The 26,739-nt window shown below is 67.9% G+C and carries 21 protein-coding genes; 10 read left to right on the top strand and 11 right to left on the bottom strand.

All coding sequences use genetic code 11. The features are described 5' to 3' along the window. Positions 1–2: 2 nt before the first annotated feature. On the top strand, positions 3–350 hold the full coding sequence (locus AB0H88_RS08105) for a hypothetical protein (RefSeq protein ID WP_357642566.1): 348 nt from the start codon (positions 3–5) through the stop codon (positions 348–350). Positions 351–368: 18 nt separating this feature from the next. Here the strand turns inward: AB0H88_RS08105 and pgeF are convergent, their stop codons facing one another. Next, positions 369–1,076, bottom strand: coding sequence for a peptidoglycan editing factor PgeF (gene pgeF, locus AB0H88_RS08100; protein WP_357642565.1), 708 nt, complete (start codon positions 1,074–1,076; stop codon positions 369–371). 187 nt (positions 1,077–1,263) lie between these two features. Here pgeF and AB0H88_RS08095 point away from each other — a divergent pair, with 187 nt between their 5' ends. Together AB0H88_RS08095 and AB0H88_RS08090 are read left to right on the top strand one after the other, a co-directional pair. Then, the gene (locus AB0H88_RS08095; RefSeq protein ID WP_357642564.1) at positions 1,264–2,199 is read left to right on the top strand and encodes a hypothetical protein; all 936 of its coding nucleotides are present in this window, start codon (positions 1,264–1,266) and stop codon (positions 2,197–2,199) included. A 107-nt stretch (positions 2,200–2,306) separates the two neighbouring features. Further along, positions 2,307–2,771, top strand: coding sequence for a hypothetical protein (locus tag AB0H88_RS08090; protein ID WP_357642563.1), 465 nt, complete (start codon positions 2,307–2,309; stop codon positions 2,769–2,771). Between the two features lie 250 nt (positions 2,772–3,021). On the opposite strand, the gene AB0H88_RS08085 is transcribed toward AB0H88_RS08090, so the two are convergent. After that, positions 3,022–4,035 (bottom strand): hypothetical protein, encoded by a 1,014-nt coding sequence (locus AB0H88_RS08085; RefSeq protein WP_357642562.1) that lies wholly within the window; start codon positions 4,033–4,035, stop codon positions 3,022–3,024. Positions 4,036–4,507: 472 nt separating this feature from the next. On the opposite strand from AB0H88_RS08085, the gene AB0H88_RS08080 reads away from it, so the two are divergent. From AB0H88_RS08080 to AB0H88_RS08065, 4 genes are all read left to right on the top strand, one after another. Further along, positions 4,508–5,296, top strand: coding sequence for a hypothetical protein (locus AB0H88_RS08080; protein WP_357642561.1), 789 nt, complete (start codon positions 4,508–4,510; stop codon positions 5,294–5,296). A gap of 165 nt (positions 5,297–5,461) precedes the next feature. Next, a complete protein-coding gene (locus AB0H88_RS08075; protein ID WP_357642560.1) occupies positions 5,462–6,901 on the top strand; it encodes an aldehyde dehydrogenase family protein in 1,440 nt (479 codons plus the stop codon). A 17-nt stretch (positions 6,902–6,918) separates the two neighbouring features. Beyond that, positions 6,919–7,797, top strand: coding sequence for a tetratricopeptide repeat protein (locus tag AB0H88_RS08070; RefSeq protein ID WP_357642559.1), 879 nt, complete (start codon positions 6,919–6,921; stop codon positions 7,795–7,797). A gap of 912 nt (positions 7,798–8,709) precedes the next feature. Then, complete coding sequence (locus tag AB0H88_RS08065) at positions 8,710–9,966, top strand: helix-turn-helix transcriptional regulator (protein ID WP_357642558.1); 1,257 nt, start codon at positions 8,710–8,712, stop codon at positions 9,964–9,966. 505 nt (positions 9,967–10,471) lie between these two features. Here AB0H88_RS08065 and AB0H88_RS08060 read toward each other — a convergent pair. From AB0H88_RS08060 to AB0H88_RS08045, 4 genes are read right to left on the bottom strand one after another with little or no spacing between them, the layout of a single operon-like run. Next, a complete protein-coding gene (locus tag AB0H88_RS08060) occupies positions 10,472–10,816 on the bottom strand; it encodes a nitrile hydratase accessory protein (RefSeq protein ID WP_357642557.1) in 345 nt (114 codons plus the stop codon). Beyond that, entirely contained in the window at positions 10,813–11,436 is a 624-nt protein-coding gene (nthA, locus tag AB0H88_RS08055; RefSeq protein WP_357642556.1) for a nitrile hydratase subunit alpha, read from the bottom strand. Before nthA ends, AB0H88_RS08060 begins: the two co-directional genes overlap by 4 nt. After that, the gene (nthB, locus tag AB0H88_RS08050; protein ID WP_357642555.1) at positions 11,433–12,098 is read right to left on the bottom strand and encodes a nitrile hydratase subunit beta; all 666 of its coding nucleotides are present in this window, start codon (positions 12,096–12,098) and stop codon (positions 11,433–11,435) included. Before nthB ends, nthA begins: the two co-directional genes overlap by 4 nt. Before the next feature lie 46 nt (positions 12,099–12,144). After that, positions 12,145–12,624: a hypothetical protein gene (locus AB0H88_RS08045; RefSeq protein ID WP_357642554.1), complete on the bottom strand. Its 480-nt coding sequence runs from the start codon at positions 12,622–12,624 to the stop codon at positions 12,145–12,147. A 217-nt stretch (positions 12,625–12,841) separates the two neighbouring features. Here AB0H88_RS08045 and AB0H88_RS08040 point away from each other — a divergent pair, with 217 nt between their 5' ends. Beyond that, on the top strand, positions 12,842–14,947 hold the full coding sequence (locus AB0H88_RS08040) for an acyl-CoA dehydrogenase (protein WP_357642553.1): 2,106 nt from the start codon (positions 12,842–12,844) through the stop codon (positions 14,945–14,947). Here AB0H88_RS08040 and AB0H88_RS08035 read toward each other — a convergent pair. Further along, on the bottom strand, positions 14,944–15,618 hold the full coding sequence (locus tag AB0H88_RS08035; RefSeq protein ID WP_357642552.1) for a class F sortase: 675 nt from the start codon (positions 15,616–15,618) through the stop codon (positions 14,944–14,946). The two genes, AB0H88_RS08040 and AB0H88_RS08035, sit on opposite strands and share 4 nt — an antisense overlap. A gap of 71 nt (positions 15,619–15,689) precedes the next feature. Further along, positions 15,690–16,187 (bottom strand): hypothetical protein, encoded by a 498-nt coding sequence (locus tag AB0H88_RS08030; RefSeq protein ID WP_357642551.1) that lies wholly within the window; start codon positions 16,185–16,187, stop codon positions 15,690–15,692. A 301-nt stretch (positions 16,188–16,488) separates the two neighbouring features. On the opposite strand from AB0H88_RS08030, the gene AB0H88_RS08025 reads away from it, so the two are divergent. Then, entirely contained in the window at positions 16,489–16,977 is a 489-nt protein-coding gene (locus AB0H88_RS08025) for a hypothetical protein (RefSeq protein WP_357642550.1), read from the top strand. Further along, positions 16,964–17,803, top strand: a complete 840-nt coding sequence (locus AB0H88_RS08020) for an alpha/beta hydrolase (protein ID WP_357642549.1) — start codon at positions 16,964–16,966, stop codon at positions 17,801–17,803. The genes AB0H88_RS08025 and AB0H88_RS08020 overlap by 14 nt, the downstream gene beginning before the upstream one ends. A gap of 46 nt (positions 17,804–17,849) precedes the next feature. On the opposite strand, the gene ligD is transcribed toward AB0H88_RS08020, so the two are convergent. The 3 genes from ligD to AB0H88_RS08005 form a co-directional block, all read right to left on the bottom strand. Continuing rightward, positions 17,850–18,857, bottom strand: a complete 1,008-nt coding sequence (gene ligD, locus AB0H88_RS08015) for a non-homologous end-joining DNA ligase (protein ID WP_357642548.1) — start codon at positions 18,855–18,857, stop codon at positions 17,850–17,852. Between the two features lie 209 nt (positions 18,858–19,066). Next, entirely contained in the window at positions 19,067–19,579 is a 513-nt protein-coding gene (locus AB0H88_RS08010; RefSeq protein ID WP_357642547.1) for a hypothetical protein, read from the bottom strand. Positions 19,580–19,689: 110 nt separating this feature from the next. Further along, positions 19,690–26,736 carry a polymorphic toxin-type HINT domain-containing protein gene (locus AB0H88_RS08005; RefSeq protein WP_357642546.1) on the bottom strand — a complete coding sequence of 2,349 codons (7,047 nt, stop codon included), beginning with the start codon at positions 26,734–26,736 and terminating at the stop codon, positions 19,690–19,692. Between the last annotated feature and the right edge of the window lie 3 nt (positions 26,737–26,739).

The following is a 26,739-nucleotide window of genomic DNA, read 5'->3' as shown; positions in this document are numbered from 1 at the left end:
ATATGAGTACCGGTGATGAGCTGCGGGCGGCGGTGGGCGCCCGACGGGACCTCGGTCCCGATTTCGAGGATGCGATAGTCGAGTCGTTCCTCGACAAGATGGGGCAGGAGGTCGACCGACGGGTCGACGAGCGGCTCGCCGCCGCGGACCCCAAGGGCAAGAAGGCCAAGCAGCAACACCAGCGGCCGGGCGACGGTCAACGGCTGGCTCTGGCGATCGTCTCGATGGCTCTCGGCACACTCCTGACGTTGGCCGTGATCATGGGGCAGAAGGAGATGTGGGTGATCGCGCCGATCTGGTTCGCGATCATCGTGGTCAACGGGATCTTCTCCGGCAACGGCAAGGGCTGATCCAGGGGGCGTCGGGGGTCAGGTGAGCCAGATGAGGCCGGCGAAGCGGCCGCCCGGCTGCTCACGCCGGTGGGAGTAGAGCTCCTGCGATTCGATCGTGCACCGGGCGTCGTGTCGTACGTCAGCGACGCCCGCCGTACGCAGCTGAGCCTCGATGCCCGCCCGCAGGTCCAGCGCGGGAGTGTCCCACGAGGTGGTCGACCAGGTTTCCGGCACTTGAGATGCGACCCGTTCGCGCAGGTCGGCAGGCACTTCGTAGCAGCGGCCGCACGCGCCGGGCCCGATGAGCGCCACCATCCGCGCGGGTGCCGCGCCCTTGGCCGTCATCGCCTCGACCAGGGCGGTCGCGATGGCCGCCTCGGTGCCCGGACGTCCGGAGTGAGCGGCGGCCACCATGCCCGCGACCGGGTCGGCGACGAGCACGGCCGGGCAGTCGGCGCCCAGAGAGGCCAGCGCCAGTCGCGGCTCGGTGGTGAAGACGCCGTCGAGCGGCGGCGCGTCGTCGCCGAACGGCTCGCTGACGTAGGCGACGTCGGCGCTGTGGACCTGCCGCATGAACACGACGGCCCGCACACCCAGCTCGGCCGCGACGCCCGCCCGGTTGGCGCGCACCGCCTCGGGGTCGTCACCGACCAGCCCGCCGAGATTGCGCGACGCGTACGGCGCGGCGCTCACGCCCCCGTGGCGATCGGTGATGGCGACATGCACTCCGGGGGCCAACTCCATACCCCGATCTTAGGCCCGCCCGCCGGCGACTCGGCCGCTGAAGGCGCCCGCCTCGACGACACGGATACCTGACAGCGGAGCAGTCATAGTGTTACAAAAACCCCACTTCGGCCGGGGGCCGCCGCACCACTCTCGGTCGCGCCGGGCTCGTCTACGAGCCGAGATCATCTACGAGGAGAACTGACCGATGACCACCCTTGCCGACCTGCACGCCCTGATGGCTCGCCTAGGACATCCGGTGGTGACCACCCCCGTGCCCTCCGTGGCCCGGTTCGCGGACGGCTCTCCGTACCGGTTCGAGATTCCCAGCGTGGAGGGGCCGGAGGTCCTGGAGGCCGTCGTCGCGGAGGGGGACCTCCTGAACGTACCCGTGCACCGGACCTCGCAGGGCAGCGGCGTGATGATGCTGTCCGACGCGGAGATCACCCGCATGGCGCGCATCGGCGCCGAGCGTGGCATCGAGATCAACCTGTTCCTCGGCCCGCGCGCCGCCTGGGACACCGGCGGCCAGGCCAAGGTGACCCAGGCGGTCGGCGCCGCGGCCAGGGGCAACGCGATGGTCGCCGCCTGCGTGGCCGATGCGCTGCGGGCCTGCGAGCTGGGCATCCGCAGCCTGCTCGTCGGCGATCTCGGCACACTGGAGGTGCTCACGACGATGAAGGCCGACGGCGCGCTCCCCTCCTCCCTGGTGCTGAAGACCTCCGTGCTCCTGCCGCTCACCAACGGCCCCACCGCCACGATCTTGGAACGGCTCGGCGCGAGCACGCTCAACGTCGGCACCGACCTGACCGTCCCGCACCTGGCCGAGATCCGCGCCGCCACCGACCTGCCGATCGACCTGTATCTGGAAGTGCCCGATGACCAGGGCGGGTTCGTCCGCTTCTACGAAGCGGTGGAGATCGTCCGGGCGACCGCCCCGGTCTACCTGAAGATGGGCCTGCGGAACGCGCCGAACATCTACCCGTCCGGCGCTCACCTCGGCTCGGTGCCCCGCGAACTGGGCCGGGAGCGAGTACGCCGGGCGGCCCTGGTCCAGCGGTTGCTGGAACAACTCGACCCCGACCTCACCAAACGCCCCACCTCAACTCAACACCCCTCGGACCTTGGCATCCCACAGCCGTAACGAGCTTCCGTTCTCCTTTGTCCCACTGGTCTGGGTGCGGCCGTTCCAATCCTGGGTAGCTACACGCTGTACATGTATGAATACATAAAGTAGCTAGCGAGGGATCTATGGGACTTCCAATAGGACGGTTCTCCATCTACCGGGGCACGGAGCTCCACCCCCAGAGCCGACTGGACTTCGCATACGGCACACAGTCCACCGTCGACCACCCTTCGCGCCTGGTGGACACCAAGTGGCTGTGCTGGGGCGCCGTCGATTCCGCTCAGGCGCGCTTCCGCGTCGTAGACGGCCAGGAAGAGGACGGCGGCTGGAGCTGCCGAATGAAGATCGACGACGGTCCCTACGCCGGCTACTGGCTGGACTCCAGCGACGGCTACGTCTGCGCCGTAGGCTCCTCCAGCCAGCGGTGGAGGTTCCTGGGCGGCGGCGACCAGTGCGAATGGTGGCAGGACGAACGGCCGGTAGTGATCAGCGACCACAAGCCCGCCTCCAACGTGGGCAGTGGCCGGCAACTGCGCGCCCAGCTCGACGCCACCCCGCAGATGTACACCATCAGCCGGATCGACCGCTGAGCGCTGGTCACCGAACCCTGCCCGTCGTGACGTGGGCCGCTACCTCGGCAGCCACGGCAACTCGATCAGCGCGATGTAGCACCCCTACACGCTAGGTCTGAGCTGGGCGCATTCCCTCATCCGGTGGTACCGACCCGCGCCGCTGCGACCGCAGTACGCGGGCCGGGACACGCCGACCGGGGTTGTGGCGCGGCGGGCGCGGGCCGGCGCCCGCCGTCATGTTCTTCCAGCACAGACGTCCTCAGCTGGGTCAGAAGTCGGCCATGACCCCTCCCATGGATTCCCAGTCGGATCTCCAGCTGCCGTCGTCGACCTGCCACTTGTGCCAGACAGCGGAGTCGTAGCCGAGGTAGAAGGCCTCCAGCCGGCCGTCGTCGTTGCGGGCCAGAACCGGATCGCCGGCGGCCTCGCCACCGAGAGAAGTCCACGAACCCCAGCCATCCTCGGTCTGGGCGATCTCGTAGATCACGGAGTCTTCGGACCCTCGGGCCAGGACGACGAGGCGGTCGTGTTTGTCCAGGAACATCGCCGGAATGCCGACGACCTCCCCGCCGAGGTCCTCCCATTCGCCCCAGGCGCCGTTGGCGCTGGTCTGCCTGATGTGCCACAGGGTGTTGTCGGGGTGGTGCGCGAACACCTCCAGGCAACCATCAGCGTTCTGGAACACCGCCGGATCGGTGTCCACGCTGCCGCCGAGGCTCGCCCATTCGCCCCAGGCACCGCTGGCGGTGGTCTGCCCGAGGTGCCATACGGCGTTGTCGGCCCACCGTACGAACACCTCCAGCCGTCCGTCGGCATTCTGGAACACCGCCGGGTCGCTGCGCAGTTGGCCGCCGAGGTCCTTCCACCCTGTCCATTCGCCGTCGGGGGTGGTCTGCCAGGCGCATTGAAGGGTGTTGTCGATGTCGCGCATGAAGGCGGTCAGTCCTCCGTTGGCGTCCTGGAATACCGCGACTTCGCTGCCGAAGGACTCGCCGCCGAGGTCGGTCCACTCGCCCCATACGCCAGGGCTCTTCTGCCGCATGCAGTGAATGCCGTTGTCGATGCCTGGGGCCAACACCTTGAGGCATTTTTCGGCGTCGCGGAAAACGGTCGGGGCGGCGACGATCACGCCGCCGAGGCTGTCCCATTCGGCCCAGTCGCTGTTGGGGCCGACCTGCCAGGCGTGCTGCAAGGTGCTGTCGATGCCTCGGGCGAACGCCTCCATGCGCCCATCGGCGTTGAGCGCGACGTGGAGGCTGGCGAGTTTGGGATCCAGAAGCATGGCCTCTCCTCACATAACGGAGTTGACTGATGACAGAGAGTCAATCACAGCGCCTGGATGGGCGACGGGTGGGCCGCGGCGTGCGGCCCGGGCAGGGGGTCCGGAGACAGAAGACGTCCGTCTGGACGTCCGGCCGCCTCGCCTCGCCCGTAAACCCCTGCCTGGCGGGCCATTGTTCAAGAATTCCATGAAAGTGATCAACGGCGACGAGTGTCGGAATTGGTCAAAACATCACCATGGCGACCATCGATCCAGTGAAAGGAAGATCTTGCTGACATGTGCACAATGAAGCCGGGGCGGTTTCCCCGCAACCTGGACGCCGTTGATAGCTTCAGCGCATGGGCCGGCCAAAGGTCGCGGAGATTTAGCGGGACCTACCCTGACGCAGACCGGACTTCATGGCCGAGAGCCCATGGCCACATCTTCACGCCGCCCCACCGGTGCGGTCGGAAGTATTATCCAAAAGGAGTTCATGATGGGCTGGCTGGATGCTGCTCTCTCTGTCGGGACGACCATCGGCAAGATCGCGGGAGCCCTTCAGGGGAGTCCGGGGGCAATGACCCATATCGGCCCGATCGGCAACGGCATCAATCCGAAGATCGGTCAGGTGATTTTCTGGTTGGATGAATTCAACCATATCTGGGCGGTGAACCAATCGGACGACCAGGTGGGGGTCTACTTCCCAGGCGCCAAGGGCGGCATGCCCGAGGGAGATAATTATACGATTGCCGCACACAGTAAGTTCCCTATTTCAGGCGCGTTCAACACCTATTCACTGGCGGACGTGGACGAGTTCGTCGTCACCCCGTTCAAGAGCAATGGCTCGGCGGGGCTCGGCAACGGCGAGGGAAATAACACGATCCAAGCGTCGGCTTCAAACCAGCCCGCGAACGTGGAATTCAAGGTCGGCGCCTTCATCCGCATGAGGGTGAGCGGGTCGGAGCGGTTGGCCATGGTCACCGTCGTCGGCGGTCTGGCCCTGGCGGGTATCGTCCTGTTCACCATCAGGGGAGCGGGTCGCACGCAGGGCCAGTTGTCCAACCTCGAGCCCCCCGAGTCGGCGAATGGCGGAGTTACGAGCATGACAATTCCGCTTCCGGCCGGTGTCGACGTAAGCGCAGGTGTGTCATTCGTCGACATCACCGTGTCCGTCCAGAACATGCAGCCGCTCTTGGCGAAACTCGCACACGAGAAGGCGGGTCTGATGGTGCCGCTCACCAAGGAAGATCACCAGAGGATCGCCGCCTACGCGGGACCGTAACCGCTCCTGCCGCTGCCCCGGCCTGCCGCCTTCGCAGGCCGGGGCAGCGATTGCCGGTGAGCTCAGCGCGGCTTCCGAATGCGGATCTGGTTACCCGCCGGATCACAGGCGGCGCGGTCACGGGTCCCTAGCCCACACAAGACAAGCAAGCATATGCTTGGCTTCGTGGCTGACTATCGCAACTTGATCGGCGGCAAGCTAGTCCCGGCCGCCGACGGCAAGACCATGGACTCCGTCAACCCGGCCACCGGCGAGGTGTGGACCCGGATCCCGGCGAGCGGCCCCAAGGACGCCGAGGCGGCCGTGGCGGCGGCCCAGGAGGCGTTCCCCCGCTGGTCGGCCATGCCGGCGCTGGGCAGGGCACACTTCCTGCGCAAGGTGTCCGAGCTCTTCGCCCAGCACGCCGAGGAGCTGGCCAGGCTGGAGACGCGCGACAACGGCAGAATCCTGCGCGACACACTCAAGAAGGACCTTCCGGGTATGGCGCACCTGTGGCAGCTCGCCGCGGGCCAGTGCCTGGACGCGGTCAAGGGCGACACCGTCATCCTGGGGCCCGACGCCCTGGGTCTGACGCGGCGCGAGCCGTACGGCGTGGCCGTCTGCATCATCCCGTGGAACTCCCCCATCTCGACGTTCTCCGCGAAGGCCGCCTTCGCCCTCGCTGCCGGCAACACGGTCATCGTCAAGCCCGCCGAGCAGGCGAGCGTGTCGGTGTTGCGGCTGGGCGAGCTGCTCGCGGAGGTGTTCCCGCCCGGAGTGCTGAACATCGTCAGCGGCCTGGGCGAGGACGTGGGCGACGCCCTGGTACGGCACCGGGGCGTCGGCAAGATCAGCCTCACCGGTTCGACGGCCACCGGCCAGGCCATCACCCGGGCCTCCGCCGACTCGCTCAAGCCGATGACCTTCGAGCTAGGCGGCAAATCACCAAATATCGTCTTTCCTGATGCTGATCTGGACGCGGCCGCCCAGGGCATCACCGTGAACTCCATCTTCACCGGCAACGCCGGGCAGGTCTGCGTGGCCGGTTCGCGGATCCTGGTCCACCGGTCCGTCTGGGACGAGGTGCTGGAGCGTACCCGGCAGATCGCCGAGAGCCTCATCCTGGACGACCCGCTCGACCTGGCGACCACGATGGGCCCGATCGTGTCCGCAGGCCAGTACGAGCGCGTCGTCTCCTACCTGGAGGTGGCCGAGAAGGAGGGCGCGGAGCTGGTGTTCGGCGGCCGGGCGGGCGCCGAGGTGGTGCCGCATCTGCCCGGCGGCTACTGGGTGGCGCCCACCCTCTACACGACCGGCGACAACGCGCTGCGCATCTGCCAGGAGGAGATCTTCGGACCCGTGGCGGTGGCGATCCCGTTCGAGACGGACGAGGAGGCGCTGACGATCGCCAACGACTCGCCGTATGGGCTGGCGGCCGGCCTGTGGACGCGTGACCTGCGCCGCGCCCACCGGTTCATCCGCGATCTGCGGAGCGGGACGGTGTGGGTGAACACCTTCCGGCAGATGCCGCCGGGGCTGCCGTTCGGCGGCGTGAAGGACAGCGGCTACGGGCATGACTCGGTCCTCGAATACACCCGGGAAAAGGCGGCCATCATCCAGATTTAGTTAGATAGATTCCCATCATGAGCGAGGGGATCAACGAAAAGCCGGAGCTTTCCGAGGCTGCCGCACAGTCGCGGGCCTCGGTGCTGCGCAGCCGGGCCGAGTCGTACATCGCGCTGTCGAGACACGACGCCGCCATCGCCGATCTTACGGAGTCGATCGCGCTCGTGCCGGACAATGCCCGATCCTGGCGGCTGCGCGGTGAGAGTCACCGGATCATCGAGCGCTACGAGGCCGCGCTGTCCGACTTCGACGAGGCACTGCGGCTGGAGCCGGACAGCGGGTACGCCCTGGGCTCGCGCGGCCAGGCGTACGCCTCGCTCGGCCGCTTCGAGGAGGCCATGGCCGACTTCGAGCACGCGCTCACCCTCTCGCCCGAATCGCTGTGGATCCTGGAGGCGAAGGCGGACACCCTCGCCGATCTCGGCCGCCTGGACGAGGCGCTGGAGGAGCACGCGAAGATCATCGCCCTGAACGCGGAACTGGCGTACTCGTGGCTGGCCAGAGGCGATCTCTATCAGCGCATGCACCTGTACACCGAGGCCATCGACGACTACACGCGGGCGCTGGAGGTGGAGCCCGAGTACGTACGGGCGTACAGCAGGCGCGGCGAGGCCCTGCGCATGATCGACCGCTACGACGAGGCTCTGTCCGACCTGAACCGGGCCATCGACCTCGACCCGGACAACGACCGGGCGCTGGGCAGCCGTGGGGCGGTGCTCAGCGAGATGGGCGACAACGAGGGCGCGGTGAAGGACCTGGACCGGGCGATCGAGCTGGACGAGGACTACATCTGGGCCTACCGGGTGCGGGGAGAAGTGCTGCAGGAGATGGAGCGGCACGAGGAGGCGGTGGCCGACTTCACCCGGGCACTGGACCTGGAGTTCGGCGACTCCTGAAAGCCCCCTTACGACCTGGACAGGTGCAGGGCGAGTTGGGTGCGGTCGCGTAGTCCCAATTGCTCTCGTCCTGACCGCCGTCCTGGTGCTCAGATTCCCGAGCGGCCGCGACCGGGCGTCCGATCCCGCGCGCGCGGTTCCGGACGCCCTTTCCTAGAGGCACCCGATTTCACGGGAGGAGTGTGAAAGGGGATCGTGGACATCGCGCCCGGTATCGCCCAAGCTGATCAAGTAACGGACGCCGCTTAGCCGCACCTGTACCCGCGGTCGTCCCAGCAGGAGTCAGCCGCGGCCACGCTGACCGACAAGCCCTCTTGTTGGCCTTTTGGAGAAGTGTCAGTGATCTCTTCGAAGGCGATCCCGATGAGCCGCGGGCCCACCTGGTCGACAAGCTGAAATTCCGTACAGCTTGGAGTGCATTCCTGCGAGGCGGGCGACCACCCCGCCTCGACGAACGCCTTCCACAGCTCATCACGTGGGAGTTCTGGGCTCACCAGAACGGACAGTCCGGCACCGTTGTTGGCGGAGTCGCATCTGTTCCATTCGTCGACACTCAAACGCTTGCCCGATGGCAGAACGGCCCCGATCGCCTTCAGATACAGAGCGTTCTCCCGGTTCGCCCGGTCTACGCATAGCTGGCCGCCACCGTACGTGCCCTCATAACCGAGGCTGCAGCCGATCAGGCTGCATGCCAAGACCATCAAGGCGCTCGCCGTGCAGAGCCTCCTGGATGGCCGAATCGAGCGACGTAAGCCCATGGGGAACAGTAGATCATCTTTGCGTGGTACACGGCCAACTGATGCGCCACCTGACAAGGAGGACGAACATCCCCGCGCCGATTCGCCGAAAGAGACCGGTTCCAGGCGGCTACTCTCGGAGAAGGCCCCCACGACCCCTAGAGGTGTTCTGGATATGGCGACCGAATCAGCGCTGGGCGACAACTTGGCGCGCATCCGGGTGAGCAAGGGATTCACCCAGGAAGAACTCGAAGAACGTTCGGGCGTCAGCGTGTCCACGATCCGCAAGCTCGAACAGAACGACCGCAAGAGCACCCGAGTTTCCACCCTCCGCAAGCTGGCGCAGGCGTTGGACGTGCGGACCTCAGAGCTGTTCCGGCCTTCGCCGGAACCGGTGTCGCCCCAGGACGAAAGTGTGCACGCCGATCTTTTCGCCCTGCGGCGCACGCTTCAGCCGATACGCGGTCTGACAGGCGTTCACATACCTGATCTCGACGGGCCGGTCACGTACGAGACCGTTCGGGGGTCCTTCCTCGCCGCCAACGGGCTGTACCGCGAGGACGATTACCGCGCGGTGGTGCAGACCATCCCTTCACTGCTTCTGGAAGCGATGACCTTGGTGGCCGAAGCGAATGACGCACCGTCGGAGCGTGCGGCCAGAACGCTGCTGTCCCAGACCTTCCAGTTCTCCGCGCAGGCACTGATTCAACTTCAGCAGTACGACCTCGCTTATCAGGCGATCACCGAGGGCATCGCGCACGCGGAACTGGCCGATGACGCGTTGCTGGCCGCGTGGCATGTCTTCAACGAGTGCTGGCTTTTTCTCCGTGAGGGGCGCTTGGAAGACTCCCGGCGTGCGGCGCTTACGACGGCGCAGGCGATCGAGCCTCGCTTCTCGACCGGGAATCCGGCCGAGTTCGCCACATGGGGATGGCTACTGCTGTGGGCCTCCGCGGCAGCCGTACGGAACAACCAGGGCGACGAAGCCGATGACATGCTCACACTCGCGCAAGCGGGTGCGCACCGAATCAGCGAACAAGAGCTCCAAGCCCCGCCGCTGTGGGCAGCACGAGGAGCATCGACCTTCGCCGGCTTCTCCCCCGAGCTGATCCAGATCAAGGCCGTGGAGTACGCCGTGGTGCGTGGCGACCATTCACGGGCGTTGGAGATCCACAACACCGTACGGCTGTCGAACCGGCTGTCCAGCAGCACGAAGCACCGGTACATGCTCGACGTCGCCAGCGCCAACGCCTCTGCGCGAAATGCGGCGGAGTCCTGGGCGATACTTCACGACCTACGGACTCGGGTACCGCACTGGCTCAAGTACCAGTCGTTCGCCCGACGTGTCGTGGATCAGCTCATTGAGGACAGGTCGCGGGCACTTCGTGCAGACCAGGCCGAGATCGCGACATTCCTGGGTGTCGAGTCCTGATCGAAGTGCCACCAAGTGTGGCAGGTGTCGCTCGGAGGGTCTCCATGTGCCACATCACGTCCCTGGAGTGGCACGTAACTCTCCGTGATGCTTGGTGACATGTCAGCCACTCCCCCGGAAACCTTGAACTCCAGCTCCGGCCGCCATGCCCCCGCTGCCGCAGAACAGCTCAGAGATGAGCTTGAAACGCTGGGTATCCACGCTGACGTTCACGAGGGTTACGGGATGGCTCTCGTGTCGGTGTGGGTCGGCCTGGTCGTCTGGTGCGACGGTGAACGCTACTGGTGGCGTACGGGATGGGACGCCCAGCGCAGGCGCGTGCTTTACGCCTGGCATCCCGCTGTCGAACCCGTCCGGGCTGCTCGCCGGGTAGCCCTCCGGTATGCCGATCTACGTGCGAATCATCCACTGTCCGAGGTGATCGCCGACGTCACACTTGGCACCGGGGCCCCAGCAGTCGACGGCGCGCGATGAGTGAGCCTTGGCATACGGTCGGCTAGACGAGTCAGCGGAGGTGCGGGTGGTCGTGGCCTGGTTGGCGTCGAGCCAGGGTACGTGCGCGGGCGGTGACCTCCTCGGCGGACACGGTGCCCTGGCCGGCAAGCACATCCTGCAGGGCGTCCAGCCAGTGCTGGTAGTAGTTCCAGCGCTCATCCTGGACCGGTGCGGTCTCCCAGGCCGAGATGCGGGCGATCAGGGCGGCCCGGAACCGCGGCCAGGTGAAGACGCCCGCCTCGGACAGGGTGACGGCCATGCCGAAGGCGCGGCTCTGCCACGGCTCGGCGAACACCAGCTCGCCGTTGGAGCGGGGCGGTGCGGCCGGGCCCTCGGCGTCCAGCGGGGTGGTCATGGCGCCTTGACCTCGGCTGCGTCCAGCGGGGTGCCTGGCGCCTTGACCTTGGCCACGCCGACCATCGCGTCCCGGGTCACCAGCGACACGAGCTCTTCCTCCGACAGGTCCTCGGTGCCTGCCGGGCGTTCGGGCAGCACCAGCCAGCGCACTTCGCTGGTGGAGTCGCGGACGGTGATCCGTACGTCGTCGGCGAGTTCGAGCCCCATCTCCGACAGCACCGTACGTGGCTCTTTGACCATGCGCGCCCGGTAGGCCGGGTCCTTGTACCAGCTCGGCGGCAGGCCGAGCACCGGCCACGGGTAACACGAGCACAACGTGCAGACCACCACGTTGTGGGTGGTCGCGGTGTTCTCCACGACGACGATGTGCTCGCCCTGCGGCCCGCTGAAGCCCAGCTCCTTGATGGCCGCGGTGCCATCGGCGAGCAGCCGTCGCCGGTACTGCGGGTCGGTCCACGCCTTGGCGACCACCTTGGCGCCGTTGAGCGGGCCCACGCTGGTCTCGTAGTTGGCGATGATCCCGTCCATCGCCTTCGGGTCGATCAGGCCCCGCTCGGTGAGCAGTTGTTCGAGCGCCTCGGTACGCAGCGCCGCGGGGAGATGTCGGCCGGTGGTCATGAGAGTGCCTCCAGGTAGCTCTCGTACAGCTCCGCGGTGAGCGTGAAGGGTTCGGCGTCGGCGCCCCACAACTCCCGTGAGTCGAACCGCACCGAATAGACGTGCTGCGGGTTCTCGCCCAGGAAGTGCGCGTTGGTGTCCGGCAGCAGCGCGGCGGGCTGGATGAGGTCGACTACGCCGGTATGTCCCCGGACGTAACCCGGCAGCCTGGTGTGCCCGGGCGGCGACATGTCCTTGGCCCGTACCCGCTCGCCGACGGCGAAGGCCGGAGGGACGTCCACCGAGCGCAGCGCGCCCGCAGCGGTCGGCGTGTAGTCGGGCTTCGCGGGTTCGGGGATCGGTGGTTCCTCAACGTCTTCGCCGCGCAGGTTGCGAGCGCGGGCGTCGATCGCGGTCGGTGCGAGGATGGCGCTGTCGGTGAGCATCAGCTCCGAGGCGTTGAGCCAGCGGCCGAAGTAGCCGTCGTCGAGGTAGGCGCCTCGGTTTAGGCGCTCTTGCGCATGCCGGAAGGCGTCCAGGTTTCGCCCGGACACCCGGATGGACAGCAGCGTCAGCGCGAACGCCCTCCCCTGCCAGGGCTCCTTGAAGACCGGTTCATCGCCTCTTGGCGGATGGGTGGGACCCCAGCCCTCGGTGCCCCCCATATCGGCGATCCCATCCACGCAATCACCCCCATATCCCTACATAACGGGACACATACCCAAGCGGTCAGTGGGTGATGTGGAAAGTGAGCCGCCTTTCGGTCTCCCCGGCGGGGACGGTGTGGACGTAGCCATGAGCTGTGCTGTACGCGCCCGCGCCGCCCGTGATGGGGATGTCGATCGCGGGAGCGGGGGGCAGGTGGAGCAGGGCTTGTCCGGCGATCTGTCCCCGGGGCAGCGCGAAGGTGCCCACGCACTGGAGCTGGCTGGGGTCGATGTGGACGTAGACGCAGACGACGCTGTGGTCGCCGATCTTCTTGCCGTCCTGGTACAGGTCTTCGGCGATGATGCGCTCGTCACCCAGGCTGAGTCCCTTCTTGCCCAGGTCGAGGGATTCGGATTGGGTCTGCTTGGCGACCAGCTGGATGATTTCCTGAGCGTCTCGCACGTTGTCGCCAAGGGGCGATGCCGATGCCGGCGGGGCGGCGGTGAGGGCGGCGGTCAGGCCGGCGGCCGCGCTCAGGCAGCGTATGTTGATCTTGCGCATGGTGCGTCTCCTGACGCTGTTTCTGAGTGGATTTCCTGCTGCGCGGCGGCCAGTGATCGTTTGGTCAGCGCCCGGTTGAGCCCCTCGGACCACAGCCGTACCCCCGCACAGCCGTTGTTCACCGCCGCGGCGGCCGGCGTAGCACGACGCCGACTGTGCGTGATCTGTTGCCTCTGACCTCTGGAGATCCACCCACCGGGCTTCTAGATTCGGTCGCATGGGGATCGGGCTGACCGAGGAACACCGGGCGCTGGCCGCCTCCGTACGCGGGCAGGCCGAGCGGGACACGAGCCACCGGGCGCTGGCCGAGCAGGGCGTGCTCGGGCTGCACCTGCCCGAGCGGTACGGCGGTCAGGGCTACGGGCTGCTGGAGCTGGCCGTGGCGCTGGAGGTGCTCGGTGAGCGGCGCGTGCCGGGCGCCTACCTGCCGACCGTGCTCGCCTCGGCGGTGCTCGCGCGGTCCACGGGGCCCAAGGACCTGCTCGGCGGCCTCGCCGACGGGTCGCTCACGGCGGCGGTCGCCCTGCACGGCACGGCCGACGGCGATGCCCTGCTCGCGCTGGGCTCCTCCGAGGCCGACGTCTTCCTGCTGCCGGTCGGGGACGGGGAGTGGTCGCTGTTCGAGTGGCAGGACGTCACCGCCGAGCCGTTCGAGAGCGTGGACCTCGACCGGGCGGTGTGCTCGATCATGGGATTCACTGGGACGCGGAAGCGGCCGCTCGGTGTCGTACCGGTGCGCGAGGTGGCCGCCGTGCTGCTGGGCGCGGACTCGTGCGGGGTGGCGGCGTGGGCCGTGGCGACGGCCGCCGGGTATGCCAAGACGCGGGAGCAGTTCGGGCGGCCGATCGGGCAGTTCCAGGGGGTCAAGCACCGGGTGGCGGCGGCGCTGGTGGCACTGGAGCAGGCACGCGCCGCGGTCTGGGACGCGGCCAGGGCCATGGACGAGGCGATCCCCGCCGCGCCGACCCTCGGTCGTACGCGGGTCACGAGCGGACCGGCCGCCAGTCGTACGGGACCGTGGATGGTTGACGACGCGGCGCGGCTGACGGTCGGGGTGGCGGCGGTGCTGGGGCCCGATGCGGCCGTACGGTGCGCCGCCGACGCGATCCAGGTCCTCGGCGGCGTCGGCTACACCTACGAGCACGACGCGCATCGCTACTACCGCCGGGCCCTGTCCGACAGGATGCTGGCCAACGATCCGGGCGTGTGGGCCGAGAAGGTGGCCGAGTTGGCCGCCGCGGGGGTGCGGCGGCGCATGGAGCCCGATCTGCCCGAGGAGGCGGCGAAGGTACGCGACACGATTTGGGCCGAGGCGGCGTCCCTGCGGGCGTTGGAGCGGGAAGCCCGGCTGGGGAGGTTCGCCCGGGAAGGGTGGATCATGCCCTACCTCCCGAAGCCGTGGGGCCGGGCGGCGTCGCCGCTGGAGCAGGTGATCATCCACCAGGAGTTCCGCGACCTCGGCCGGCCGAATCTCGGCATAGCGGCGTGGGCCGTGCCGTCCATCGTCAAGTACGGCACCCCCGAGCAGGCCGAACGCTTCCTGCCCAGGACGTTCGCCGGCGAGATCGTGTGGTGCCAGCTCTTCAGCGAGCCGGGCGCGGGCTCCGACCTGGCCGGCCTGTCGACGAAGGCGACCCGGGTGGAGGGCGGCTGGTCCCTGACCGGCCAGAAGATCTGGACATCCCTCGCCCAGTACGCACATTTCGGGATTTGCCTGGCGAGGACATCGCCCTCAAAACCCAAGCATCAGGGCATTACTTACTTCCTGGTGGACATGGCCACGCCGGGCATCACCATCAGGCCGCTCAAGGAGATCAACGGCGAGGAGGTCTTCAACGAGGTGTTCCTGGACGAGGTGTTCGTACCCGATGACCTGGTGGTCGGCGAGGTCGACGGCGGCTGGCGGGTGGCCCGCGACACGCTCTCGCACGAACGGGTGGCGCTCGGCGACTCCTGGGGCCCCGGCTCCCAGCACACCGACATGATCGAACTCGTCGGCAAGCTGCCCGACCTCCGCCAGTCCCAGCGCGAACAGGCCGGCCGCCTCTGGGCTGAGGGTCAGGCCATCTCGGCGCTCGGCCTGCGCGTGACGCTCTCCCAGCTCTCGGGCACAGACTCAGGTACGGCCTCCAGCGTGCGCAAATTCCTCGGCATGCGCCACGCCCAGGCCGTCTCTGAATACTGCTGGTCGCTCGACCCGTCGAACGCCCGCTGGTCACGGACGATCCTGACCACCAGGGCGTTCACCATCGGCGGCGGCACCGCCGAGGTCCAGCTGAACATCATCGCCGAACGCGCCCTCGGCCTGCCCCGCGATCCTTAGCCCTTGAGATGGTACGGCGCCGCGAGGTGGGCGAACACGATGGTGTTGTCCCGATAGCTGTGGGCCTGCCGGTCAAAGGTGCCCCCGCAGGTCACCAGCCGCAGCCCCGGATAGTTGATCTTCCCGTACACCTTCTTGGTGGGGAAGCTCTTCTTCGGTGTGTGCTCGACCCGGTCCACCACGAACACGGCCACGGACCGGTCGGCCCGCAGCACCTGCACCTGCTCGCCGCGCTTGACGTTCTTGAGTCTCGCGAACACGGCCGGGCCGCTCTTCGTGTCGAGATGACCGGTGATCACGGCGGCGCCGCGCCCACCGGGGACGGCACCGTAGCGGTACCAGCCGGCGAGGTTCGGCGGGTCGAAGGGCGGGTTCTGGATGGCCCCGCCGGCGTCGAGGCCGAGCTCCATCAGCGGCGCCGACACGCCGATCGAGGGGATGTAGACGGCCGTCGGCCGCGCGGCCTTCATCGGTTTGGCGACCTTGTCGAGCGGCACGTCCAGGGATGGCAGGCTCGTGGCCTTGAGTGAATGGGGCACCTGGGGTCCGGCGGCCGCCACGGATTCGGGCGCGCCGTCGCCGAGCATGCCGTTGATCCCGAACCCGATCAGCAGCACCCCGGTCAGCGACACCACACCCGCCCCGGCCCAGATCAGCTTCGAGCCAGCCACTGTCTCACCGCCCCGTCTCCGATGCCATCGGCCACTTCAGCCTTGGGCCGCCTGCGCCATCCACGGCCGTGTCACCGTTGGGCGGCCTGCGCCATCCCCTCCACGCCTGTGTCGCCCTTGCCGCGCCGCACGGCGAACCCGGTCAGCCCGGCCCCGGCCAGCAGCGCGGCGCCACCCGCCGCGAACGGCCACACCGGCGCCTCAGGCACCAGCCCACCACCACCCGTCTCGGGATGGCCCTGCGGCATCCGGTGCTCTTCTTCGTCGGCCGGCTTCCACGGCCGGTCGGGCTCTTTCGAGGGCGCCGGCTCACCGGGCGGCGGCGACCACGAGTCGTCCGTCGTGGGCGCACTGGACCAGCTGTCGAGCGGATTGGGGATGGGCAGGTCGGGCACCGCCAGCGACGGCTGGATTTCGCACGGCAGGATGGGCAGCAGGCAGGTGGCACCCGCGTTCGGCTCGTCCCGCGTAGAGGCCGAAGCGGTTCCGATGCCCGCCGCCATGCACACGCCACCGGCCACGAAGGCCGCCAAGGCTCCGGCGGCTGCGAGACGTCGCGCTCTTGTCATTACAAGGCTCCCGAATCGGTTGTCACGCCCCGAGATAGAAAGAGAGCCTCGCGAATTATTAGACCAAGAGTCAAGTAATGTGACCGAAGTGAAATCAGTCACTTACTCTGCGCTTTCTCCCACCCCGTAAACCGCAGGAGAGACCTACAGGCAGTGACCGCAGTCCGAACGGACCACGACCACGCCCACCGCGCACATACCCGGCCTCCGGTGGACAGGCGGCCACTCATATCTGTCGGATCAGCGAGCTTCGCGATTAGTACTTGACGGACGATAGCAAGTACTTGCTATCGTCCGTCAAGTGAGTACGAGCGAGCACGTCGCGTTGGCTGGTGAGCTGGTCAGACTGATCGAGCGGCGGATCGTTGATCCGCTGGAGATCCTGTTCGGCTCGGACGAACAGGTGGGTCCGGTCAGGGGTCGATTGCGGATCGAGGCCGAGGTGTGGGCCGCGCAGTTGCTGGGACCCGACGACCGGCTCGCGGTTCATACGGCAGCGCGGCTGATAGCGGCGGTCTTTCCCGGAGACAGTCCGTTCGACCCACCCGACGAGTGGTGGCGCACGGCCTTTGGCCGGACGGTGGCCAGACGTGTGGGCCACCCGGGCAAGACCGCGGTGCCGTTCGCCACGGCGGGGGCGATGCTCGGCATCACCCGGCAGGGCGTTCACGACCTCGTCAAACGCGCGAAGCTCGACCGCCATCCTGACGGCGGGGTGACCACAGAATCCATACGCGAACGACTGAACCAACCTCAGGAGCGTTATGCCACACGACGTGACCATTACTGACCACGAAATCCCCCTCGCCGCGCGGGACTTAGGCGGGTACGGCGAACCCGTGCTTCTTCTCCATGGGCTCGGTGGCACCCTGGAGGCCTGGGACGCACTGGAACTTGGCGACCACCGCGCCGTGGCCATGGACTTGCGGGGCCACGGCCTGTCCAGCGATGGGCCGTGGGAGTGGGAAAGAGTTCTGGACGACATCGAGGTCGTGGTGCGGCGTTTCGACCTCGGCAAACCGGCGATCGTCGGGCACTCGCTGGGCGGAATGCTCGCCGTATTGTGGGCCCGGCGCCATCCCGAATGCCCGGGCATCGTCAATCTGGATGGACTGCGATCCGCCGAGAACGACCCGGACAACTATCCGGGGATGGATCCGGCCGCAAGGGACGAGGAACTGGCGAAACTCAAGGCCATGTTCGACGCGCAGGCCGCGAACATGGGCCGGCCGCTACCCGCCGAGTTCCAGGCGATGTTCCCCAAGAGAGCTCTCACTGAGAAGGACGGGAACACGTACGCCCGGCCCGGCGCGGAACTCCTCGAAGCGGTGCGATACGCGCCGGAGTTTCGCGACACGATTCCGCTGCTGCGTCAGGTCACCTGTGCCGCGCTGGTGGTGATCCCGACGCAGGACCCGCCCGGGATGTCGGGCGGGGAATTGATGGAGGCGTTCAGAAGGGGGGTGCGCCGGGACCTCACCGACGTGCCGTCCAATATTCAGGTCAAAGAGCTGGACGCCAGCCACAATATGCTCGCCGAGCAGCCGAAGGTGGTCGCCGCGCTCATAACAGACTTCCTCACGGCGAATGGTCGAGGCAGCGCATCATCAGCGTGAATCCGTAAGGCGAAGTGACAGCCATACCGTGCTCGGCGCCGGCAGATCAGTCCTGGTCACTGTCCCTGGCCTTGCTGGGCTGCACGCGCTTGGGCTCGCCGGGCATCTTCGGGTAATTGGGGGGATAGGGCATGTCGCCGCGTTCGTCGCTTTCGTAGCGGTCGAGCAGGGCCTCGATCGAGTACGCCTGGTCATCGATGGCGGCGTGGACGTCGCCGAGCTTGGCGAAGCGGGCCGGGACGGTGCGGATGTCGAAGTCACGCGGGTCGGCGTCCGCCAGTTCGTCCCAGGTGAGCGGGGTGGAGACGGTGGCGTCCGGCCTGGCCCTGACGGAGTAGGCACTGGCTATGGTGCGGTCGCGGGCGTTCTGGTTGAAGTCGATGAAGACCCGTTCGCCGCGTTCCTCCTTCCACCAGGCGGTCGTGACCAGGCCGGGATCCCGCGCCTCGACGGCTCTGGCCAGGGCGATGCCCGCGTACCGTACCTGGACGAAGTCCCAGCGCGGCTCGATCCGCACGGCGATGTGCACACCGCGGTTGCCCGAGGTCTTCACGAACCCGGTCATCCCCAGCTCCTCCAGCACCTCGCGGGTCAGGAACGCGGCCTTCCGCGCGGCGTCGAACTCCAGGCCGGGCTGCGGGTCGAGGTCGATGCGCAGCTCGTCGGGGTGCTCGGTGTCGGCGGCGCGCACCTGCCAGGGGTGGAAGTCGATGGTGCCGAGATTGGCGCAGTAGGCGATGGCGGCCACCTCGGTGACGCGCAGGGAATCGGCCTTGCGCCCGCTGGGGAACGTGACGGTCACGGTCTCGAGCCAGTCGGGATGCTTGGGCGGCATCCGCTTCTGGTAGATCGCCGGGCTGTGCACCCCGTCAGGGTGGCGCTTCAGGTTGGTCGGCCGATCCTTGAGCGCCCGCAAGGCGCCGTCGCCGACGCTCACGTAGTACTCGACCAGCTCGCGCTTGGTCGCCCCGATCTCCGGGAAGTACACCTTGTCGGGATTGGTGACCTTAACGGTCCGCTCCCCCACCTCAATCTCAACAAACGGTGACGCCATGCCCCCAACCTAACGTGCTTCCGCTGGAGATCGCCTGCGCGCCGTACCTCCTTCTCTTGACGATCTTGTAGGGCAGCGCGCCGGTCTGATCCGCATCCACCACCTCGGCCAGGCCGCGCTCCTCACCTCACTGGCCTCCGCGCCACCCTCGTCAACGGTCGCCCGGATTTGATCGCTCAGCGGTCGAACGCTCGCGCGATGTCGCCGGACTACTCCGCCTCATCCATTAAACGTGGCAACAGGTCGAGCCAGCTTCGCACCTCGCTTGCGAGCCACTCGTCGCTGATGCCACCAGCCACCCAAGTAAGGGCCGGAAGTACCGACTCAATGTCGGCAAGCGACCTGAACCTCTGATCCAGCGGTGATGGCCCGACTGAAAGGTCTTCGCCTGGAATGTGGACCCGGTCTACTCCCCCCTCTGGTTCGGTGCGTCTTCGACCGGCCTCCGCCAGCGCTTCGTCTCGTGAGAGAGGAAGGCGTTCCAGTACCAGTTGCGCAACCCCGTTCGGCGTCAGCACCTGCGGAAGGGCCTGCACGTGGCCGCCGTACCGAAGCGCGACGGCCGCCAGCCTGACCATCCAATATGCCGAGTAGCAGGCGCTCATTCCCCCATGCTCCAGAGCCAAATCCAGCAGACTGACCGCGAACTGGAAATTATCTCTACGCTCGTTCCATGAGAGCTCCTTCGTCGGGGCCACATCGACCTCGGCGTATTCCACCATCGCCACCCACCATTGGACTGGGGGCCCTCCTGGGAACCGCTCACGCACCCAGGCGCTCATCGCTTCCCGAGTCGTTCCGTGGAGTTCGCAGTAGTCTCGTTCGATGCGCGTCAATCCAGTCCGCCCATGTTGCGAATTCCTCTCATCAGCACCGGAATCCCCCTCTTCTCGAATGCCGCGACTCCTGTGTCGAGGAATTCTTGAGCGCATTCACATGTCGGAGTGTAGTGGCCAGTCCGATTATTGATCCCTCGGACGACACCGCCGCTGATCTCGACCTCTCCTGCGCCTAAGAGGGGCTTTCCAGCCGTCAGGACAGTGTGATTGATCAGTGGCTGGTTCGCGGCCATGTGCAAGGCACCGTCCTCACCGACCCCCCAGAGGAAACTTCCGCCCTGCTGGACTGCCTCTGCGAACTCGGGGCTTCCCGCGGTCACCGGAGTCACTCCGGCGAGTTGCGCCTCCATCATCTCGATCGCTTGAACATCCGCGGATCGATTGTTGGGCACCGGTCCGCAATTATGCGCTAGGACGGCCCCGTCAGCCACCTTGACGTAGAAGGTGTGAAAATCGACGACGGTGAGGTCGTAGACGGTGGGATGAGCCGACTGGGGAATGATCGCAACAACGTTCAGAGTCCTGCCATCGGGGCTTCGGAGGTGGTCCGCCTTTGTGAGCTGGTCCGCGCGCACCCAGGTGCGGTCTGCGGTGTCCCAGAACAGGTGGTGTTCGGTGGCGAGGATGACCCCGGTGGCATCGCCCTTCTTGCCGTCGGTGTCGACCGTGATCTGGATCAGGCTGAGGTAGCCGACACCTGAGAAGGCGGCGAGGACCACCTTCGGTGCGGTCTTGCCCGTGATCGGGTCGGTGGCGAGGACCTTGTCACCGGGCTTGATCTTCTCTATCGCCTTGGACGTGCCGTCAGCGAGCTTGACCATGGTGCCGGCGACGAAGCTGTTGCAGCTCGGACGGCCTCCGGAGGACGCCTTGGGTCGGCCTGCCGCCTTGCCCGCGGTGCGTCCTGCGGCGCCGCCGGCCGCCCCGGCGTCCTCCGCCGCCGCGCCGCCGCCGCGCCCCAGGGCGGCCTTGGCCTTCCCTGCCGCCTTGCCCACCGCCCCGGCGACGGTCCTGCCCGTCGCCGTGGTGCCGAGCTTGCCGAGTGCTGCGCCCACTCCCTTGCCGACAGCGCCGCCGACAGCGCCCGAGATGGCTCCGACCGCGGCGGCCTTGACCGCGCCTCCGGCGCTCCACTCATCGCGTGGTGTCGAGACCATGTAGCCCGCGAGGTTGCCGGCCGCTCCTCCGGCGGCGGCACAGCCGATGCTGCCGACGCCTCCCGTGGCCACCTCGCATCCGGCCGTGACGACGATCGCGACCGTCACGTTGACGATGGTGGCCTTGTGCTGGTTCCAGAAGTTCTTCGCCTTGCAGCCGAAGCTCCAGCGGCCGCAGTGGGGCGGGTTGCTCGGCGGAGGTGGCGGCGGGTAGGCGCCACCGCCGCCACCCCCACCACCACCGCCGCCACCGCCGCCGCACTTTCCGGAGTAGTAGCAGTTGGTGTCTCCGGTCAGCGGACCGTCGAGGCCGGTGGGGTCGCTGATGTTGACGGGGTTGTTGTCCGAGTAGGTGTAGCCGTTCCAGCTCTGCGGATCACCCGCGTTGAACAGCGGGTCGACGGAGATGAAGCGGCCCGTCTCGGCGTCGTATTCGCGGGCGCCGAGGTGGGTGAGGGCCGTGGCCTCGTCGATGATGCCGCCGACGTAGCCCTGCTGGCCCGGCCAGGACGACGGAGGGGTGCCGCGTTCCTGCCCGAACGGGGTGAAGCGGCGGCGGGTCGCCGTCTGGGTGTCGGTGTCGGCGACCGAGGCGTCCGCGCTGCCGTGGTGGTCCGCGCCGAGCCAGGTCACGCCCTTGTTGGTCCGGGTGGCGATGGTCTCACCGGCGTGGGTGTAGTAGCGGGTCGCCGTCTTGGCGCCGGTCTTGGCGTCGAGCCGGATCTCCATGCCGGCGACGTACAAGGTGGTGGAGGCCGGGTCACGGCGGATCAGCCGGTCGCCGTCGGCGTCGTAGAGGTACGTGCTGACGCCGGAAGGGTCGGTCGACTTCGCCAGGTGGCCCTCGACATCCCACTCCAGCAGGCGGCCGGAGCCGCGTTCGGTGGTGTTGCCGGCCTTGTCATAGGCATAGGTGTCGATCTCGCCGTCACGCGTGCCGCCCTTGTACGCGACGGAACTGAGCGTGTGCGGCTGCGGCTTGCCGGCACCCGCGTAGGTGTAGGTCTTGGTGAGGTCACCCGTCGCCTGGTGGTCGACCTCCTGAGTGCGGTTGCTGACGATGTCGTACTTGAAGGACTGCCAGTACGGCGCCGGTCCGCCGACGATGCCCTGGGAGGGGGCGGTGGCGCAGTCGTTGGTCGACGTCCAGGCCTCGGTCAGACGCCGCAGGTAGTCCTGCTGGAAGCACTGCACGTCAGGCGTCTGTCCGGACGGCGTGTCGGCGATCTTGGTGATGTTGCCCGACGGATCGTAGGTGTAGTTGGTGTCCGCGACGGAGATGGGTGCGCTTTCGCGCTCGTACAGGGAGCGGGTGAGCCGGTTGGTGCCCTCCTCGTAGAAGTTGGTCTGCTTGACCCGCTTCAGCCCCGTACTCATCGTCATGTCGAGGACCTGACCGAGCTTGCCGTACGTCGTGGAAGTGACGTAGTTGGTCAGGCCGCGCATGGTGGTGGGGTTGCCGAGGTCGTCGTAGTCGTACAGCAGCGTCTCGCCGAGCAGGCCCCCGACGGCGGGCAGCACGGCGCGGTGGACGGTGCCGTCGGAGTTGTAGTCGGTCGTGGTCTTGTACGTGCCGGCCAGCCCGCCCTCGGCGGCCGGGATGACGGTCTGGGTGCCGGTGGGCCGGTAGGCGTTGTCGTAGCCGGTCACCGCGCTGGTGTAGGCGTCCAGCGCGCCGGTGGTGGCGTTCTTGACGTAGCGGGTGGAGGAGATCGGCTGGCCTTTGACCGAGGTGCCGTCGGGCAGCGTGTCGAACGTCCACTCGGCGAGCTTGGTGCCGGCGGCGGAGGTGCCCGCGTACTCGGCGGTTTTGCGGCCGAGGGCGTCGTAGGTGAAGAACAGGCTGGAGCCGCGCGCGTCGGTGACCGTCTTGAGCAGGTCGCTCTTGTCGTCGTAGGAGAGCTTCGCGGGGCCCTTGTCGGGATCGTCGACCTGGATCATGCGACCGCGCAGGTCGTAGTGGTAGGTCCAGGCGTTGCCCGCCGTGTCGGTGATGGTGGCGGGCTGCCCGGCGCGCGTGTAGGTGTACTTGGTGGCGTCGTAGTCGCCGGTTGGGCCGTCGCCCTTGTACTGCCGGACCTCGGTGGTCTCGCCCTGCGCGTTGATGATCTTGGTGGTGGGGGTGGAGCCGGCGGGCGGATCGACGCTGATCCGGTCGCCGCCGTAGATCGTGGTGGTGCGCCACTGCTCGCTGCCGCGCTTGCGGAAGATCTGCGCGGTGGCCCACTCCATGCCGTTGTAGACGGTGACGTTCTGGCCGGGGACGTCGTCGTCGCTGGCCGGGACCCACAGCGTGCTGCCCGCTGTACCTTCGGTGTAGTAGTCCTCGTTGGACTTGTAGACCAGGCCGCGAGTGTCGTACAGGGTGTCGTCCACGATCCGGCCACCACCGGGGGCCGGCTGCTGGGTCTGACGGGCGCGCAGCAGACCGTCGTAGAGCGCGTAGCCGGTGGTGTAGGTGGTGCCGTCGTCACGCAGCGTCGAGGTCGAGACGGTGGTCGGCCCGTCGGTGCGGATCTGGTAGCCGAACTTCATGTTCGGGGCCGAGGGGTACGTCGCCTTGGCGTGGCCGGGCAGCCAGACGCCGGTCAGCCGGCCGAGCGAGTCGTACGCCAGCTCGGCGCGCCTGCCGTTGGCGTCGGTGGTCGCGGTGGCGAGTCCCAGGGCCGGCTCGATCTCGGTCGTGGTGACGTGGCCGAGCGCGTTGGTCTCCTGCTTGGCGGTGACCGGCCCGGTCGCCGGGGTGTAGGACGTCTTGGTCGTGGTGCCGTTGGGATCGGTGACCACCAGCGGCCGGCCGTAGACGTCGAAGGTGGTGGATCCCGCGGCGACGTACCGCGGGCCGCCGTTCCACGAGCCGAGCTTCTCGGTCTTGGTCACGTCGCCCTTGGACGGGGCCGCGCCGTACGCCTTGCCGTCGTAGTACTTGCGTACGTCGGAGACGACGTCGTCGGGACGGTCGGGCGTGGCGGTGCACGCCTTGGTGACCGTCTCCACGCGGGTGGCGTAGGAGAGCATCCATCGGGCGGCGTCGCGGGCGTAGGTCGTGCGGACACACTGGTCGTCGTCGGCGGTGGCGTCGTCGCCCGTGTCGTTGACCTGGGTGGGCAGACCGTCGGCATTGAAGTCGGTGTCGGTCGTGGTGTGCCGCCACCCGCCGGAGGCCAGCGCGGTGCGGGTGCGCACCTTGTCTCCCCGCACCATGGTCGCCGTGGTGGTACCCCAGGAACGGATCCGCTTGGCCGTCTGTTTGGTCCAGTAGCCGCTGATCGCGCCCGTCATGGCGGCCCCGGTGGGACCGTCGTAGCGGATCTCCTCGCGGACCTGGCCCTGCAGCGGCTCGGCGTCGTCGACGGCGCTGCCCTCGGAGTCGGTGACCTTGACGTCGCGGGTGCCGCCGCCGGACAGTTCGTCGCCGTCCATGCCGCGGAAGTAGCTGAACTCGGCCTTGGACCGCTGCTCGCCGGGGGCGCCGCGCAGCACCCGCACCTTGCCGTAGCCGCGCCACTGCGACCAGGTCTTGTACTTCTCCTTGGTCAGCCCGTCGTCGTCATCGTGGTGCCAGGCGCCGCCGCCGAGGTATTCGTAGGTCTCCAGCACATCGGGGGCCCCGCCGGTCCGGTCGATCTGCTGGACCTGGGTGACCACGTACTTGTGGAACCAGTCGAGCTTGGGGGAAGTGGCGCCTTCCGGGGACCAGTACTGCGGGTAGCAGCGGCGGGTGTTGGCGTCCGGCTCGGGGGTGTCACCGGCCTCGCAGTCCTCGTCCGAATAGGTGATGGACAGGGAACCGCCGGTCTCGTTGTCGATCGCGGAGATCCGCCACTTGGTCAGCGGCGGACGCCCCTCCAGGGCGTCGACCCGGTTGGGCCGCTGCACACCGGCGAACTTCACCGCCGGCAGGGACGCCGTCCCGCCGACCTTCCCGGTGTGCTGGATCCCGGCCAGCCACAGCGCCGCCGCCGTGCCGTCGCCGGGCGCGCGCATCTGCTGGTCGAGGGTCCAGGTGTCGACGTCCTTGTACGCGCTGCCCGACAGCATCCGCGTGGTGACGGCGGCGAGCCGCTTGCGCGTCCAGAAGGTCGGCGAGTACTTGTCGATGCACTTCTCGCCGGAGTCACAGTTCTGGTCATAGGGGACATCCGGCCAGTACTTGGCGTTGTCCTTGGTGAACTTGTCGGCCGCGCAGTCGAAGGCCGACGTCGGAATGCACCGCTCCTTGACGTCGAAGACGACCTGGGCCGGGGCCGAGGAGGAGAAGATCGCGTTCGAGCGCTGCCCGTAGTCGATGCGCTTGAGGTAGCCGCCCCGGTCGTAGGCGGTGGGGGTGCCGTTCGGAACGCCGTCGGTCAGGGTGGTGACGTCGCGGCGGTAGTGGTTGGCTTCCTGGCCGTACCAGAAGGTGGCCACGGTGCCGTGCGGGTCCATGACGTAGTCGAGGTTCCACCGCCACGCCTGCCGGCACCAGGAGTCGGCGAAGGAGTCCTTGTGACAGGGCTCCCCATCATCGTCGCCGAACACCGGGACCGTCCACGTCGACTGGGTCTCCGTCTTGCCGCTCGCCCAGCCCGGCAGGTGGTTCTGGCCGAAGTAGTACTGCGTGCCATCGGGAGTGGTGACCCGCCAGTACTCACCGTCGTTGTCACCGTTGTCGGCGCCGGAGAGCTTCTCGACCTTGGAGCCGTCGTCCTCCTTCGGCTGCCAGGTGTTGGTCGCGTCGTCCAGGACCAGTTCGGTCGCCTGGCCGTTCAGGGACAAGGTGGCGTTGAAGTTGCCCCAGCACTGGTCGGCCCGCTTCGGCGTCACGCCGTCGTCGGCGCACTGCTTGTACCTGCGCTCGATGAAACCGGGCCAGTAGTCGAAACCCTCGCCGATCCAGGACGCCTGGTTGTTGGTGGCGACCGTCCGCCCGTCGATGCTCCCCGAGGAGTACGCGAACCCGACATTGGGCGTCGGCCCGCCCGGGGTCGGCGGCAGGCGCAGGGGGTAGGACCAGGAGAACGCGCCGCTCTGGTTGCTGACGCTCCAGGTCGCCGAGGGCGACAACGACGTCGCCTCGTAGGTGCCCGCGGAGCCGGACGGCGCCGCCTCGGCCGCCAGGGTGGTCACACCCGCCGCGAGGCCGACGTCGGCGGCCAGCCGGCCCGTCCTGACGTCATTGCGTGTGGGCAGCGGCGTACGCGTCTGGCACTCGGGGCGCTCCGGCGTGGTGGCCGCGCACGCCGGCAGCTTGACCAGGCGTAACCGCGAGCTCCAGTCGCCGCCGAAGGCGTACCGGAAGCCCGAATAGTCCACCTCGACGGCCAGGCGGGCCGCGGCGGATGGCGTTGTCTGGGGCGTGAGCCGGATGCCGAGCCCGTTGATCTGCGACCTGCCTGCCGTCGGCGCGTCCAGTGTCCGTACCTGGACCTCGGGGAGGGCGACGCCGGCCGATTCCTTGCCGTTCTCCTGGGAGACCGGCGTGGCCGGGCCCAGCCAGATCGGCAGCCCCCCGGCCCGCACCCTCCCGGCACCACCCGGCGCGACGTCACCCCGCAAGGTCGGCGTCGCGGCCGGCGTCGCCTGCCGCGTGGCGTCCGGTGTCGGCTTGCTCGTGACGCCAGCGGGTGTGCCGTCCGTCGGCGACGGTAGCTTCACCACCGCCGTGCCCGGCGCCGGCCAGACGACCGAAGGCGCCCCCTTCAGGTCGTACCTGGCCCCCGGGTCAGTCAAGGGCCCGCGTGCCTTGACGGCATGGCCGGGCACGGCGTGCTGCGCCTGGGCTTGATGCCAGCCCGGGTCGCCGGTCGCCTGGGCGGGGGTGACCGGGCTGATCAGCGTGGCCGGCACCACGACGGCCAGGATTGCGGCGAGCTGGGGTAAGCCTCGTCTCGAACCGAGCACGGC

The sequence above is a fragment of the Nonomuraea sp. NPDC050680 genome (assembly GCF_040654555.1).
Lineage (GTDB): Bacteria > Actinomycetota > Actinomycetes > Streptosporangiales > Streptosporangiaceae > Nonomuraea.
Note: the sequence above shows the minus strand (reverse complement) of the source record. Positions and strands in the feature narration are given on the sequence as shown.

Excerpts from the sequence above, each read along its gene's own strand:
- AB0H88_RS08105 (WP_357642566.1), top strand. The coding sequence starts at position 3 with ATGAGTACCGGTGATGAGCTGCGGGCGGCGGTGGGCGCCCGACGGGAC.
- AB0H88_RS08030 (WP_357642551.1), bottom strand. The coding sequence starts at position 16,187 with ATGACAAGAGCGCGACGTCTCGCAGCCGCCGGAGCCTTGGCGGCCTTC.
- AB0H88_RS08095 (WP_357642564.1), top strand. The coding sequence starts at position 1,264 with ATGACCACCCTTGCCGACCTGCACGCCCTGATGGCTCGCCTAGGACAT.
- AB0H88_RS08010 (WP_357642547.1), bottom strand. The coding sequence starts at position 19,579 with ATGGTGGAATACGCCGAGGTCGATGTGGCCCCGACGAAGGAGCTCTCA.
- pgeF (WP_357642565.1), bottom strand. The coding sequence starts at position 1,076 with ATGGAGTTGGCCCCCGGAGTGCATGTCGCCATCACCGATCGCCACGGG.
- AB0H88_RS08040 (WP_357642553.1), top strand. The coding sequence starts at position 12,842 with ATGGGGATCGGGCTGACCGAGGAACACCGGGCGCTGGCCGCCTCCGTA.
- ligD (WP_357642548.1), bottom strand. The coding sequence starts at position 18,857 with ATGGCGTCACCGTTTGTTGAGATTGAGGTGGGGGAGCGGACCGTTAAG.
- AB0H88_RS08045 (WP_357642554.1), bottom strand. The coding sequence starts at position 12,624 with ATGCGCAAGATCAACATACGCTGCCTGAGCGCGGCCGCCGGCCTGACC.
- AB0H88_RS08070 (WP_357642559.1), top strand. The coding sequence starts at position 6,919 with ATGAGCGAGGGGATCAACGAAAAGCCGGAGCTTTCCGAGGCTGCCGCA.
- AB0H88_RS08085 (WP_357642562.1), bottom strand. The coding sequence starts at position 4,035 with ATGCTTCTGGATCCCAAACTCGCCAGCCTCCACGTCGCGCTCAACGCC.
- nthA (WP_357642556.1), bottom strand. The coding sequence starts at position 11,436 with ATGACCACCGGCCGACATCTCCCCGCGGCGCTGCGTACCGAGGCGCTC.
- AB0H88_RS08080 (WP_357642561.1), top strand. The coding sequence starts at position 4,508 with ATGATGGGCTGGCTGGATGCTGCTCTCTCTGTCGGGACGACCATCGGC.
- AB0H88_RS08060 (WP_357642557.1), bottom strand. The coding sequence starts at position 10,816 with ATGACCACCCCGCTGGACGCCGAGGGCCCGGCCGCACCGCCCCGCTCC.
- AB0H88_RS08090 (WP_357642563.1), top strand. The coding sequence starts at position 2,307 with ATGGGACTTCCAATAGGACGGTTCTCCATCTACCGGGGCACGGAGCTC.
- AB0H88_RS08065 (WP_357642558.1), top strand. The coding sequence starts at position 8,710 with ATGGCGACCGAATCAGCGCTGGGCGACAACTTGGCGCGCATCCGGGTG.